This is a genomic window from Archangium gephyra (assembly GCF_042230915.1).
Classification (GTDB): Bacteria; Myxococcota; Myxococcia; order Myxococcales; family Myxococcaceae; genus Archangium; species Archangium gephyra_B.
In genome coordinates this window covers 2,546,641-2,560,215 of the sequence record NZ_CP102578.1, presented here as the reverse complement: position 1 = coordinate 2,560,215, position 13,575 = coordinate 2,546,641, and the positions used below count along the sequence as shown (strand labels likewise).

At 68.4% G+C, this 13,575-nt stretch carries 11 protein-coding genes and 1 pseudogene; 7 read left to right on the top strand and 5 right to left on the bottom strand.

All coding sequences use genetic code 11. The features are described from left to right. Nucleotides 1-4: 4 nt before the first annotated feature. Entirely contained in the window at nucleotides 5-517 is a 513-nt protein-coding gene (locus tag NR798_RS10200; RefSeq protein WP_375771257.1) for a hypothetical protein, read from the bottom strand. Next, on the bottom strand, nucleotides 514-975 hold the full coding sequence (locus tag NR798_RS10195) for a hypothetical protein (RefSeq protein WP_375771256.1): 462 nt from the start codon (nucleotides 973-975) through the stop codon (nucleotides 514-516). The genes NR798_RS10200 and NR798_RS10195 overlap by 4 nt, the downstream gene beginning before the upstream one ends. A 78-nt stretch (nucleotides 976-1,053) precedes the next feature. Here NR798_RS10195 and NR798_RS10190 point away from each other — a divergent pair, with 78 nt between their 5' ends. The 3 genes from NR798_RS10190 to NR798_RS10180 are packed head-to-tail and all read left to right on the top strand — an operon-like array spanning nucleotide 1,054 to nucleotide 3,189. After that, nucleotides 1,054-1,797: an AAA family ATPase gene (locus NR798_RS10190; RefSeq protein WP_375771255.1), complete on the top strand. Its 744-nt coding sequence runs from the start codon at nucleotides 1,054-1,056 to the stop codon at nucleotides 1,795-1,797. A 24-nt stretch (nucleotides 1,798-1,821) separates the two neighbouring features. Then, nucleotides 1,822-2,607, top strand: coding sequence for an alpha/beta fold hydrolase (locus NR798_RS10185; protein WP_375771254.1), 786 nt, complete (start codon nucleotides 1,822-1,824; stop codon nucleotides 2,605-2,607). A gap of 12 nt (nucleotides 2,608-2,619) precedes the next feature. Next, nucleotides 2,620-3,189 carry a hypothetical protein gene (locus tag NR798_RS10180; RefSeq protein WP_375771253.1) on the top strand — a complete coding sequence of 190 codons (570 nt, stop codon included), beginning with the start codon at nucleotides 2,620-2,622 and terminating at the stop codon, nucleotides 3,187-3,189. A 136-nt stretch (nucleotides 3,190-3,325) separates the two neighbouring features. Here the strand turns inward: NR798_RS10180 and NR798_RS10175 are convergent, their stop codons facing one another. Next, a complete protein-coding gene (locus tag NR798_RS10175; protein WP_375771252.1) occupies nucleotides 3,326-4,552 on the bottom strand; it encodes a VWA domain-containing protein in 1,227 nt (408 codons plus the stop codon). Between the two features lie 132 nt (nucleotides 4,553-4,684). Between NR798_RS10175 and NR798_RS10170 the strand changes: the two genes are divergently transcribed. The 4 genes and pseudogenes from NR798_RS10170 to NR798_RS10155 all read left to right on the top strand — a co-directional run. Then, a complete protein-coding gene (locus tag NR798_RS10170; RefSeq protein WP_375771251.1) occupies nucleotides 4,685-5,584 on the top strand; it encodes a histone deacetylase in 900 nt (299 codons plus the stop codon). 107 nt (nucleotides 5,585-5,691) lie between these two features. After that, nucleotides 5,692-7,557, top strand: a complete 1,866-nt coding sequence (locus NR798_RS10165; protein WP_375771250.1) for a nitrogen regulation protein NR(II) — start codon at nucleotides 5,692-5,694, stop codon at nucleotides 7,555-7,557. Continuing rightward, nucleotides 7,557-8,315: a hypothetical protein gene (locus NR798_RS10160; RefSeq protein ID WP_375771249.1), complete on the top strand. Its 759-nt coding sequence runs from the start codon at nucleotides 7,557-7,559 to the stop codon at nucleotides 8,313-8,315. Before NR798_RS10165 ends, NR798_RS10160 begins: the two co-directional genes overlap by 1 nt. A gap of 318 nt (nucleotides 8,316-8,633) precedes the next feature. Beyond that, nucleotides 8,634-10,853 (top strand): annotated as a pseudogene (locus NR798_RS10155) (MASE1 domain-containing protein); the annotation flags it as partial. A 151-nt stretch (nucleotides 10,854-11,004) separates the two neighbouring features. On the opposite strand, the gene NR798_RS10150 reads toward NR798_RS10155, so the two are convergent. Then, complete coding sequence (locus tag NR798_RS10150; protein WP_375771248.1) at nucleotides 11,005-12,420, bottom strand: VWA domain-containing protein; 1,416 nt, start codon at nucleotides 12,418-12,420, stop codon at nucleotides 11,005-11,007. A gap of 122 nt (nucleotides 12,421-12,542) precedes the next feature. Next, the gene (locus NR798_RS10145; RefSeq protein ID WP_375771247.1) at nucleotides 12,543-13,541 is read right to left on the bottom strand and encodes a hypothetical protein; all 999 of its coding nucleotides are present in this window, start codon (nucleotides 13,539-13,541) and stop codon (nucleotides 12,543-12,545) included. Nucleotides 13,542-13,575 lie beyond the last annotated feature (34 nt).

Sequence of the window (13,575 nt, the reverse complement as noted above, 5' to 3'; positions counted from 1 at the left end):
CCAGTCAAGGGCCTTGCTCCGGGGGCGTGGATGGCTTCGGGCTGAACTCCTTCTCCTGCCGGATCAACTCCAGACTTCCCTTCATATCCTTGTACTGGGTGTGTTCTGGCGAGACGGATTGGAAGTGGCGCTCAGCCAGATCCAGCATGCGCCGCGCCTCGGGCAGGTGCTCCGGGTGGAATATTGCCCACCGCGCGAAGAGGATGGCCACATGGACTCGCCGCTCGACATCCGTATAACCGAGCCTCTGGATACGACGAAGCGCGCGGCCGAAGTCCTTCCAGGACGAGTCAGGTCCCCATGCACCCAGGAGAATCTCTTCGGCAATACGGCGGCGCGTCTCCAGCCGCTCCCAGTCCGTCTCATCCTGGGCGAGCAATCGCCGCTGCAAGGACAGGAACTCCCGTTCATATTTCTCGAACGGAGCATCCTGCAGCGATACGTAGAGTTCAGAGATCGCCCTTGCCCCTTCCATCCACCGCCGATGGAATGCCTCTTCGTCGCGCTCCTGGCTCATGGGCAGGGCTTTCCATTGGCTTCGGAGGGCCAGGCCCCCTTGTTCTGCATGCAGACATCTCTACAGGCCACACATTGACTGTGCTTGTACAAGGGGCCGTCAATGCCTTGCACCGCAGTATCCAGGCAACCCGTGTACTTCGCGTAGCAAATCTTCTTGAACTCCTGCCAGGACAGTTCCGTCGTCTTGTCCTTCGACCCCTCGGAGGCATTGTCCTTTGCCGGCGCCGCTGATTCCGGAGCAACAGGCAACGGAGTCGTACTCACGGGAATGGGAAGCACCGTCTCCTCCCCCGCCACGGCGGTGCAGTACGCCGGGTTCTGCCGGCAGGCGCTCGAAGCCGAGTCCATGCTCTGCTCCAGCCGCCCCCTGGCTGGCCCCGCGCCATACACCCGCGTAGAAGGGCCACCCACGCATGCGCACATCGAGACCCAGAGCAGCAACATCCAGCGTTTCATGTCTTCCGAGGCTACCTCCAGCACCCACGCCCGGCAATCCGGCGAGTGTCGTCTGACCGCGATGCACCCGCGATGACCATGGACCCGACCTTCATCCGCACGGTGACGCTCCTGCGCGAGCAGGTACCGGACTTCAACCGCTATCCCTTCAACCTGCCCGTGGTGCGCGAGCTGGAAGGCCTGGAGCTGCACCCGCGTGTCACCTTCTTCGCCGGGGAGAACGGCAGCGGAAAGTCCACCTTGCTCGAGGCCATCGCCACGGCCGCGGGGTTCAACCCCGAAGGAGGCACGCGGAGCTTCAACTTCGCCACCCGCAGCTCCGAATCCGAGCTGCATCGGTTCCTCCGGCTCGTCCGCGGTTATCGCCGCCCCCGCACCGGCTTCTTCCTGCGCGCGGAGAGCTATTTCAACGTGGGCACCGTCCTGGAGCAGATGCCAGACATCCTCCAGGACGCCTACGGAGGCACCTCGCCCCACGAACAGTCTCACGGCGAGTCGTTCCTGATGCTCGTGCGCAACCGCTTCTGGGCCAACGGCCTCTACATCCTCGACGAGCCCGAGGCCGCCCTGTCACCGCAGCACCAGCTCATCCTGTTGCGCCACATCGACGATCTGGCCCGGCGCAAGTCCTCTCAACTCCTCATCGCCACGCACTCCCCCATCCTCCTGGCCTATCCGGATGCGCGCATCTACTGGTTGTCCAAGCAGGGTCTGGCCCCCATCGCCTATGAGGACACCGAGCACTACCGCCTGACCCGCGATTTTCTCCTCCATCGAGAGCGCTACCTCCGCGAGTTGATGGATGCCGATGACGAGGATTGAGCCTCGCGTGGTAGATAGCCCCCCATGCCCATCGCCGAGCTCAACCACCAAGGCATCCACTTCGAGGACTCCGGCGGCTCCGGTCCCGCTCTCATCCTCGCGCACGGCTTCCTCATGGACAGCCGCATGTTCGACGCGCAGGTCCAGGCGCTCGCCCCCGAGTTCCGCGTCATCCGCTGGGACGCCCGCGGCTTCGGCCGCACCCGCTGGGATGGCAAGCCCTTCGACCTCTACGACTCCGCCGCCGATTCCATCGCCCTGCTCGACCACCTCGGCATCCAGCAGGCCGTCGTCGGCGGCATGTCCCAGGGCGGCTACTGCGCCCTCCGCGTCGCCCTCCGCTATCCCGAGCGCGTCCGCGCCCTCGTCCTCATGAGCACCCGCGGCACCATCGACGAGCCCGAAGTCCGCGCCGGCTACCGCCAGACGCGCGACCTCTGGGGCACCCCGGGCGCCACCGAGAACATCATCCAGTTCCTCGCCGGCGGCATCATCGGCGACTCCCGCTTCCACTCCCCCTGGCTCGACCGCTGGCGCCAGACCCCCAAGGACCACTTCGTCGCCGCCATGAACAACCTCATCGACCGCGACGACATCCAGCCCCGGCTCGCCGACATCCGCTGCCCCGCCATCGTGTTCCACGGCACCGATGACACCGGTATTCCCCCCTCCGAGGGCGAGTACCTCCACAAGACCCTCCCCGGCAGCAAGCGCCTCGTCCTCGTCTCCGGCGCCGCGCACGCCGCCAACCTCTCCCACCCCGACGCCGTCAATCCTCCCCTCGTGGAGTTCCTGCGCGCTCACGCCTGAACGGAGATCCCCATGGAGTCCCAGCCCATCGCAGGTGTCGTCTGGTACGCCATCGGGCGCTTCTACGAGGCGCTGGATGGCTCCCTTCAGGACCTCGGCTACTTCGCCCACCTCGGTGGCCTCGAGCCCCTCTTCAACGGCCCTCCCGGTGAAGGCTCGGCCTTCTTCACCTTCCGCGCCGACCCCTTCACCGCCCAGAAGCTCCAGAATGGGGACCTCTCGGTGTCGCTCGACTCCACGGGCAGTTTCACGCTGTACCTCAACCGCGAGCCCTGTGGAGACTTCTCCCGCCCCGAGACGTTCTCCCGCGGAGAGCCCATCGCCACCTTCCAGCGGCTGTCCGCCGTGGTGGGGACTTCCGTGGGCCCGCTCGGCACCAACCTGTTCTCGGCGGCCCTGCGCTCCAGCACCACGTTCCACTTCCAGGGCAGGGACTGGAACCTGGAGCGCCTGCTTCCCCACGGCATCACCCAGCTCGGCGTGGCCAGCACCACCGCCATCCCTCCCCCTCCGGGCTACAAGACGGTGACTCCCTTCGTCGGCTCCGCCATGGCCGTCGGCGGAAACGTGCGCTGGCCGTAAGTCAGCATCCAGGAACAAGGGACTCGCAAACCGAGTGCTCCAGATACCCTCACCCCGTCCCTCTCCCGAAGGGAGAGGGGAGATTGGGGGGTGATTGGGGGTGATTGGGTTGAGGTGATTGGGCTGGGGTGATGGGTCAGTAGGTCAGGCCGTACTTCGCCGCCTTCTCCTTCACGCCCTTCATCACGTTGGCGTCGAAGGAGTCGTCCTTGTCCGCCACGTTCTTCGTCCTCCAGGCGTCCCGCTCCGCCGCCAGTTTCGCCGCCTTCTCCTCCAGCGCCTTCCGCTCCCCGGCCAGCTGCTTCACCTTCGCGTCCCGCGCCGCCGCGTCCAGCCCCTGCAACTCCTGCGGCAACTCCTCGTCCTTCACGCTCGCCAGCGCCTCCGGCTGCGCCGCCAGGTCCACCGCTCCCCCCACCGCCGCCGGCGCGCTGCTCACCGAGGCCGCCGCGCCCGAGCCCTTCCCCACCCCTCGCGTCGTCTTCAAGAACTGGATGCGCTCGGCCGCTGCCTCCGGCGCCAGCTCCGCCATCTGCTGCACCCGCGCCCGGTTCGCCACCTGCGCCTCCTTCTTCCCCGCGTACATCGTCTTGCTCGCCAGCTCCGCGTTCACCTTCGCCAGCTCCGCGTCATACGGCGTCGCCACCGCCACCATCCCCCCCGACTGGTCCAGCGACTCGTACCGCCCGTCCGTCGTCTTCGCCGCCAGCTTCCAGTGCGTCTCCGTCTCCGGATCCCCTCCGCACCGCACCGTGTTCACGATGATGTGCTTCTCCGCCGCCCTCTTCACCCAGTGCTTGAAGTTCCAGTCGTCGTTGCGCTGCGCCGGCGGCGCGTCCCCCACCAGGAAGATGAGCTTCATCGTCTCCCGGCTCTGGTCCCACGACAGCTTCGACACCGCCTCACCCAGCCCCCGCCCCACGTGCTCCGGCGTGTCACCGCCTCCGTCCGCCTGCAGGGCCCGCAGGTGCGTGAAGAGGCCGTCCAGGTCCTCCGTCAGCTCGTACCGCTTCGTCACGTAGGCGTCTCCCACGTCCCGGTACGCCACCAGCCCCACCCGCACCTGCGGCGTCGGCTTGCCCTGCGCGATCCGCGATGCGATGGAGAAGATCTTCTGCTTCGCCCCCTCGATCAGCCCCGCCATCGAGCCCGTCGTGTCCAGCACGAACACCACGTCAATCCTCGGCCGCGCCTGCTGCTGGGACGACGGCTGGGACGGCTGCTGCTGGGAAACCGGTGCGCCCTGCGCCTGGGCCGGCTGGGCGGGCTTCGCGGGGGCCTCGGCCAGGGCCAGGGAGGACGTGAACGCAACGAGGGCCAGCGCGGCCCCGAGCACGGGGCGCGAAAAGGACTTCAGGGTCATGGCAGGGCTCCGGGGAGAGGTAATCCGAGTCGAAATTCCAGCGCGCGCTCGCTGGTGTAACGGACGAGCCGCCCGCCGGGTCTAACGCCTCCGGTTGCACCCGCTCCGCCCAGGCGCTACGCCTTTCCACCCGTGCGCGTCTTCCACTGCGATCAGTACGTCGTCCCGCTCCCTCCCGGCCACCGCTTCCCCATGGAGAAGTACCGGCTGCTGCGCGAGCTCCTCCTCACACGCGGCGTCCTCTCCCCCGGCCGGCTCCGGGCCTCCGAACCCATCTCGCGCGAGGACCTGGAGCGCGTCCATACCCCGCGCTACCTCGACGCGCTCTGGACGGGCACCCTCTCCGAGGCGGAAGTCCGCCGGCTCGGCTTCCCCTGGTCCGAGGACCTGCTCGTGCGCTCGCGCGCCTCCGTGGGAGGCACCCTGGGCGCTGCCCGCGCCGCCCTCGAGGACGGCATCTCCGGCAACCTCGCCGGGGGTACCCACCACGCCTTCCCCGACCATGGCGAGGGCTACTGCGTCTTCAACGACATCGCCGTCGCCATCCGCGCCCTCCAGGCCGAGCGCCGCATCCAACGCGTCGTCGTCGTGGACCTCGACGTCCACCAGGGCAACGGCACCGCCGCCGTCTTCGAGGGCGATGACTCAGTCTTCACCTTCTCCATCCACGGCGAGCACAACTTCCCCTTCCGCAAGCAGCGCTCCAGCCGCGACGTGGGCCTGCCCGATGGCGTGGACGATCGCGCCTACCTCGACGTGCTCGCCACCCACCTGCCCGAGGTGCTCGAGGCCGCTGGCGCCGACCTCCTCTTCTACCAGGCCGGCGTGGATCCGCTCGCCGAGGACGCCCTCGGCCGGCTCTCCCTCACCCACGCCGGCATGAGGGAGCGCGACCGGTTGGTGCTGGAGGCCGCGTGGCACCGCGGTCTGCCCCTCGTGCTCACCCTCGGCGGCGGCTACGCGAAGCCCATCACCGCGACCCTCGAGGCCCACCTGGGCACCTACGAGACGGCCCTCTCCGTCTTCCGGTGAAGCGGAGCGCCGCCACTCACAACCTCCCGGGAATTTTGAACCGCCCCCGCCAATCGCACGCCCCCCCGTCCCCAGGTGGCCGGGCTCCACGTTAGAGTCGGGAGTTGATGAGCCAGGGGCCGCACGCGTGGATGCTCGAACGGTTGGACGCGTTCCTCACAGAGGAGCAGCGCCGCTCGCCGCCCGAGGAGCTCGGCCGCTACCGGGTGCTGGCCGGCGCCATCCTCTTCATGTTGGCCAACTCCGTGTTGGTCGTCGTGACGGGGCCGCTGCTCCCCCACTCCCTGCTCCGCATGGTAGGGGGTACGGTGTTGGCGGCGGGTTGGATGTCGCTGCTGGTGCTGCTGCGCAGGCAGTCCTCCCCCCGGATTCCAGCGCTGGTGGTGTGCGGCCTGCTCACCGCCGCGTGCCTGGTGGCCATCTTTGCCTTCTCCCGGCCGGGCCCGGGGCAGGCCTCGAGCGCCGAGGGCGCGCCCGCGGGCATCATCCTCATCCCCCTGTTCACGGTCTACCTGGTGGGCGTGCGCACGGGGCTCTTCTTCACCGCGTTCTTCTGCCTCAACGTGGGGCTCCTGCGGCCCCTCTCCCTGTCGGACTTCGGCGCCCTTCATCCGGTCTTCTCCGAGGCCCGCCCATGGATGAAGGGGCTCCTCGACGTCTTCCTCCTGATGGTCGGCTGGTCGTTGAGCGCGCTGTTCAGCGCCGCGCGTGATGCGACGAATGCCACGTTGCAGGAGAGCGAACGCAAGCTGCGCAGCCTCATCGAGAGCACGGACGATCCGGTGTGCGCGCTGGACGCGGAGGGGCGCATCGTCTCCGCCAACTCCGCGGCGAAGCGGATGTTCCACGAGTCCTCCGGACGGGAGCTGCGGCCCGGTGACACGCTGGATGAGCTCGCCGCGGCCCAGAACCAGGTGGAGTGGCGGGCCCGGCTGAACGGCGTGCTCCAGGGGCAGCCCCTCCGCCGGGAAGTATCGTTCCGGGTGGGGGACCGCACCGTGGAGCTGGATCTCTCGTACAACCCCATCCTGGACGAGACGGGGCGGCCGGTGGGGGTGACGATGTTCGGACGCGACATCACGGAGCGCAAGCGCGCCGAGGCCCGGCAGAGCGAGCTGCACCGCAGCCTGATGGAGGCCTCCCGCCAGGCCGGCATGGCCGAGGTGGCCACCGGGGCCCTGCACAACGTGGGCAACACGCTCAACAGCGTCAACGTCTCGGCCTCGCTCGTCCTCGAGCGGCTGCGCGGCTCGCGGATGCCCATGCTCTCGCGCGCCGTGGACCTGCTCGAGGAGCACGCGGAGAACCTGCCCGCCTTCTTCTCGGAGGACCCCAGGGGACAGAAGCTCCCCGAGTACCTCACCAGCGTCACCCACCAGCTGAGCCGGGAGCACGGGATGATGGTGGAGGAGATGCAGCGGCTCGTGCGCAACATGGAGCACGTCAAGGCCGTGGTGGCCGTGCAGCAGGAGCACGCCCGCTTCCGCGGCCAGCCGGAGCCGGTCCCCATGGCGGAGCTCATCGACGACGCGCTGCGCCTGCACGCGACGTCCTTCGAGCGCTCGGGCATCCGCATCCAGCGCGAGTGCGCCGAGCTGCCGCCCGTGCTGGTGGAGCGTCACCGGCTACTGCAGATCCTCGTGAACCTGCTGAGCAACGCCCGGCATGCCCTGCTGGAGAGTGGACGGGAGCAGAAGCTGCTCTCCCTCCGCGTGCGGACGAGCGAAGAGGGGCGGTTGCGCATCGAGGTGAGTGACAATGGGGTGGGCATTGCCCCCGAGCACATGCCGCAGCTGTTCGTGCATGGCTTCACCACGAAGAAGGACGGTCACGGCTTCGGCCTGCACTCCAGCGCGATGGCGGCGGAGGAGATGGGCGGGCGGTTGAGCTGTGCCAGCGGTGGGCGGGGTCAGGGCGCCACCTTCACCCTCGAGCTTCCCCTGCGCCACGAGCAAGCCCGGATGAGCGGATGATGGGAAGGCTCGCATCCCTGGCGCGCGGTGCCCTGCTCGCCGCGTTGCTGGCGGGCCCCCTCGCCCACTCGCACCAGACACCTCCCGGGGATGTCTACCCGATCGTCACCCGCGAGGACCACGGCTTCACCGTGACGTACCGCTCGTCGCTCGAGGACCGTTACTTCGCCCAGCCCTACGACCTCGATGGAAAGCCCTCGGCCGAGAAGAAGGTCATCCCGCGGTCCAAGGTGCCCCTCGAAGTCCGGACGGTCAACCGATGGCCCAGGGTCAAGGGCATGTCCGCCGACACGGAGCTGGCCGTCCTCCGCGTCATCTTCCTCGGGTACGGGACGAACGCCGGCATCGTGAGCGACGGCTCGAGCGTGGAGTGGATCCGCATGGTCAGGGGCGAGGCCCTGCTGTGCCGCCTGCGGATCTCCACCCTGGAGCAGCGCTGTACCCAGCTCGGCAGGGTCCTCGACGGCCCCATGGGGATGGAGCTGCTCGACGAACCCCTGCAGCGTGGCTCCGAGCGCGCCGTCCTCTGGGTCAACGAATACCACCAGCTGATGTTCAGCTCCTGGGAGACCTATTCCCACGGGCCCGTGCGCACCCGGCTCGTGTGGAACGAGATCTTCCCGGACACGTCGCTCGCCTCCGCGGTGAACGGAAGCGTGGCCCTCGTCGCCGTTCATCTCCCCGACGAGCGGGGGCTGTTCCGCATCCGCACGTGGACCGTGCCCTGGCCCGTGCCCCCCACGAGCGCCGGCAAGTAGCCTCGCCTCACGAAGTTCCACGGCGTCTTCGCTCCAGGCGCGAAAGGGCGGCCATTTCTGCTCCCTATATGGGATGGGCAACGCCCCCATGCTCCGGCGAGAGCCCCTCGGCGACTTCCAGCCCCGCCCGCTCGAGAAAGCGGGCGTCGCCGACACGCTCGCGCAGCGCTACCCCGGCAAGGCGTTCCTGGCGTGGCGGCCTGGCGGCCTGGAACCCTGGCGCGCCTCGCGGGTACGTCGCTGGGCGCGGAGAGCTCGGCCCTGGCTCACGCTCGGCATCTGGCCGAGGATGAGGTGTTCCCTGGCGCGGATAATGGGATGAAGCCATCGTTCTCCCATGCACCCGCGCCCGCGCGCGCGTCCGGGGGAGTCATGATTGCAAGCAACCTGCGCCGTTGGCGCTCGGGGTGGTCGTCAGCGACGGGGCAAGCGATCAACTTGTTCCTCGGCTGCGCTGCTCTCTTCGTGGCCTACTGCGCCCTCGGGCGGCTCAATCAGGGGTTCATCTTCCCCCCTCGGAATCACGCTATATTCTGGCTGCCCAGCGGCCTGGCTCTTGCCTGGCTTCTCCGCACGCCCCGCTCTCATTGGCCCGCCTACCTGCTTGCCATCTTTGGAGCAGATGTGTGGATCGGCTCGTGGCATGACCTCCCACTGCCCATCATCGTGGTTTGGGCGCTGACCTCCAGTCTGCTGCCTCTCCTCGGCGCCTGGCTGTTACGCCCGCCGTCGAGCCGCCCTTTCGTGTTCAGTCACGCCGGGGACATCATCCGCCTGGCCTTGCTGGGCGCTGGGGTCGGCGCATTCCCATGCGCGCTCATCGCGGCGGCTGCCAACGTCACGTGGTTACAGGAAGGCGCGTACTGGACGAAAGTGGTCACGTGGTGGACCAGCGACGCCCTGGGGGTGATTCTCCTCACTCCCTTCTTCCTGGCCTGGACGGAGCCCACGAGCCCTCGCTTCGGTCGCGCTGTCGAAGCCCTGGCCTTGCTCACGTTGCTGACGACCGTGGGCTGGTGGGTGTTCTCCTCCACGCAGCCGCGAGAGTTCGACGCGGCGCTTCCCTTCCTCCTGCTCCCCTTGATCGCATGGCCAGCCCTGCGTCTCGGAGCGCGAGGCGCGACGGTTGCCACGGTCATCCTGGATCTGATGGCGACCTGGCACACGGTTCACGAGCGTGGACCCTTCGCGATGCTGAGCCTCTCCGTCGGCACACGCATCTTGAACCTGCAGCTCTACATCTCGTTCCTCAACGTGTTCGTGCTGATCCTGGCGGTAGTCGTCGTCAAGGAGCAGCAGGCGCGCGCCGCCGCTCAGCAGGCCGAGCAGCGCGCCAGGTTTCTCGCCGCTGCTTCCGAGACCCTGTCGACCTCGCTTGACTACGAGGAGAGCTTCTCCGCGCTGCCGCGGCTGTGCGTGCAGTCGCTGGCGGACTGGTGCGTGCTCGACGTCATCGAGGACAACAAGCTTCGGCGCCTGGGTTCCGCGCATCGGGATCCATCCAAGCTGAAACTCCTCGGTGAGCTCGCGGAGCGTTATTCGCCCACCAACCGCTCACCTCAGCCCGCGGCGCAGGTGCTCCGCACGGGCGAGCCGCTCCTGTTGGCTCGGACCACCGACGACGTCATTCGGAACTACAGCGCCGACGATGAGAACGTCCGGCTGATCCGGGAACTCGGCACCCATACGGCGATGGCCGTCCCGCTCGCCCTCCGCGGGAAGATGATCGGTGTGCTCACCCTCGCCTCGGCGAACCCTGGCCTTCCCTACAGCTCCACCGACATCGTGTTCGTGAGCGAGCTCGGGCGCCGGGCCGCCATCGCCATCGAAAACGCGCGCCTCTATCGCGCTGCACAGGACGCCATCCGCCTGCGGGACGTCTTCGTGTCCGTGGCCGCGCACGAGCTGCGCACGCCCCTGCTGCCGCTCCGGCTGCGCCTGCAGAGCATCCTGCGCAAGTGCGCTCGGAACACGTCCGCCCTGGAGCCGGCCTGGCTCGTCAGGGAGCTCACCATCACGGAGCATCAGACCTGGCGGCTCGGACAGCTGGTCGATCAGCTCATCGACGCCTCCAGTCTCAGCTCGGACCAGCCGTTGGAGCTGCACCGCAAGCAGTTGGACCTGTGCACGGTGGTGGAGGGCGTCCTCGAGTCGATGCAGGAGCAGATCGACGCCAGCGGCTGCCAGCTCGTCCGGAAGATGCAAGGTCCAGCGCTGGGGGAGTGGGACGAGCGCCGGCTCGAGCAGACGGTGTTCCAACTGGTGCACAACGCGCTGAAGTTCGGGCAGAGGAGGCCCGTCGAGATAAGCGTGGTGCCGGAAGCGACGTCGGTGTGCCTGGTGGTGCGCGACCACGGCCTCGGGATGTCGGAGAGCGAGGTGGCCGGCATCTTCGACCGGTTCTCGCGCGGAGTGTCGGACCGGCATTACGGAGGGCTGGGTATCGGCCTCCATCTCGTGAAACATCACGTGGAGGCACACGGTGGGAAGCTCTCCGTCGAGAGCCAGCCGGGTGCGGGCTCCACGTTCACGGTGGAGCTGCCGGTGGCGGGAGCCCCTGGAAACCAACCTGCTGCAGGGAAGTCCGGCAAGGCGCAGGGCACGGGTGCGGTGGCTGCGAGGACGCACGGCCGGTGGCCTTCTCCTGCAAGGGCCGGGGCGGTTGGGCTCACCGGACGCTCCCGCTCGGTCAGGGCTTCATCAACGCGGCGAGCTTGCCCGCGAGCTCCGCCTCGGCACGCAGCGGCGCGTCGTCCAGCGCCTCCGCCTCCGCTTTCAGCAGCGCCTCCGTCCGGTTCGCCACCTCGAGGGCCTGCTCCCTCTCGCCCTTCATCCAATGCGTGCAGGCCATCCGCGCTCCCAGGATGAAGTTCGTCAGCGCCACCGTCTTGCGCACCGAGCGCTGCGAGTACCACGTCGCCGTGGACTCCAGCGGCTCTCCGCCTTCGTAGCTCGCGCTGAGCGTGACGGCCGCGGGCGCCGCTCCCTCCGCCGGGCTGAAGGAGAAGGAGCTCGACACCAGTTGCTGGTTGGGCTGCGTCTGCCCCGGGCCACTGAGCCGCGCCAGCACCGCGCCCCGGCGCCGCGAGAGGAACACCGTGGCCACGTCCATCACCGCCTCGCTCGCCCCCGGCTCCACTCCCGGCAGCCCGTACACCGCCTCCACCCGGTAGCCCTCGGCCGGCGCGAGCGCCATCTTCAAGTCGTACGCAATCGGCGTCACCAGGAAGTCGAAGTCCTCGTCGAACACCTTCCGCGTCCGCTCGGCGTCGCTCAGGTAGAAGTAGTTCGCCCCGCGCACACTGGAGATCTTCGTGACCAGCGCCTGCCCGAACGCGATGTTCACGCCGAACACCGTCGTGTCCCGGCCCTGCTGCGCATGGCTGCGCAGCAAGTCCATGAACTCACCCTCCCCCGTGGCTCCCACGTTGGGCATCGCGTCCGTGAAGAGGAAGAGCCGGCGGGCCCGCGACGCATCCGCCTGGACCTTGGCGAGTTGCTTGAACCCATCGCGAAGCCCGCACTCGATGCAGGTGCTGCCCGCCTCGTGGATGGTGTCGATGGCACGCTTCAGGGCCGCGCGGTCCTTCACCTGGCCCTGCGTCACCAGTGTCTCGGTGGTGTGATCGAAGATGACCAGCGAGAAGGTGTCGTTCCCGTCCAGCTTGTCCACCAGCGTGCGCGCCGCCGCCTTCACCGCCTCCATCGGCTCGCCCGACATGGAGCCCGAGTGGTCGATGACCAGTGCCACGTCGAGCGGCTTGCGGTGGAACGTGGCGGGGTCCACGTTGGAGGAGAACCCCACCTGCACGAACACCTCCTGGCGCCCCGTGTCGAGGGCCGGCGCGATGCCCGTCGCCGTGCGCAGGCACAGCACCTGCTCGCAGGCCGGGCCGTCCAGGGGCAGGTCATGCTCCGAGTAGAGCCCCTCGGCGACGAAGTCCTCCGGCTCCGGGATCTGCCCGTGGTCGATCTTCGTCCGCGCCAGCGCGATGTCCTGTGCACCACCCGGGGTCGCTCCATAACCACCGCCCGGCGCACCCGAGACACCACAGCCCACCAGCGTGAACGCCGCCCACAGCGCGGCGAGATGCTTTCGTGTCATGTCTGTCATCCTCCAGGGAAGGGGACCTCGCGCCACAGCAAGTCCCGTTCCGCGTGGAAGCGCTTGATTTCACGACGCGCGGGCACAAGGAGACCCCTCGCCCCTGACAGCCATGTCCTGGCCTACCGCTCCTCGTCGCAGCCCCGCTCCTCCTCGACCGGGAAGGCGGACTTCTGGGCCTCGCGCACGTACACGCGGCCCTGGGAGAAGAGGTCCGGACTCTTCACGCTCACCAGGCCCCTGCTCACGTCCAGATCCTCCCAGCCCACCGTCTCGGTGGTGCCGCTCGCGTACGTCAGCTCCAGCGAATAGCTCCCCACCGCCGCGCCGGGACGCAACCCCGTCACCTTCGCGACCGTCGTCTCCTGACCGAGCTCGACCTCCAGCTCGCCGCTGGCGGGGCGGACGGTGATGCTCCGGGTATTCGCCGAGCAGGGTTTGAAGAGGACGAAGCCCCTGCCCTTGCGCGTCAGTTCGACCCACCTCCCCTCCAAGGACTGGAGCGTGGCCTCCTGCCGCGAGCAGTCCAACTGGCCGCGCTCGAGCAGGCCCGCCGTCGTCCCGCGCGCCCCCTTGAAACGCGCGGGGACCCGGCGCGGCTCGGAGCCGGGAACGAACACCTCCACCGTGTCTCCGGCCACCACGTACGCCTTGCTCGGGGTGGAGGCCTTCTGCGAGGCGAAGAAGTCCGCCCGCGCCGCCTTGACCTGGCACGTGCTCGGGCCTCGCACCGCGCTCCGCTCGAAGCGGTCACTGCCGGGCCAACCCAGGCCGCAACACATCGGGTTCCTTCCCTCGAGCACGAGCCGCGTGGGCTCGAGCTTCAGGCTCCACGTGTCCGGCGGTCTGGCGGCCTGGAGGGTCCAGCGCTCCCCGCTCTTCTGCTTCACCACGAAGGGACAGATGCAGCTCCCCACGCTGGCCCCCTGCGGGAACGCCGCCTCGTAGTGGACGAGCGTCTCGTTATCTCCCTCGACGATGATGAGCTCTCCCCCCTCCTTCCTGTAGCGCCCTGTCACGCTCCCCGAGGCCTGGGCCCTCGCGGACGTGGACGCCCCAAGCCCCAGGGTGAGCAGCACCAACACCGTCGTTTTACAAACCAGACGCAATCGCGGCATCATGAGCAACTCCAACGCAGCGCGCCGAGATAATCAA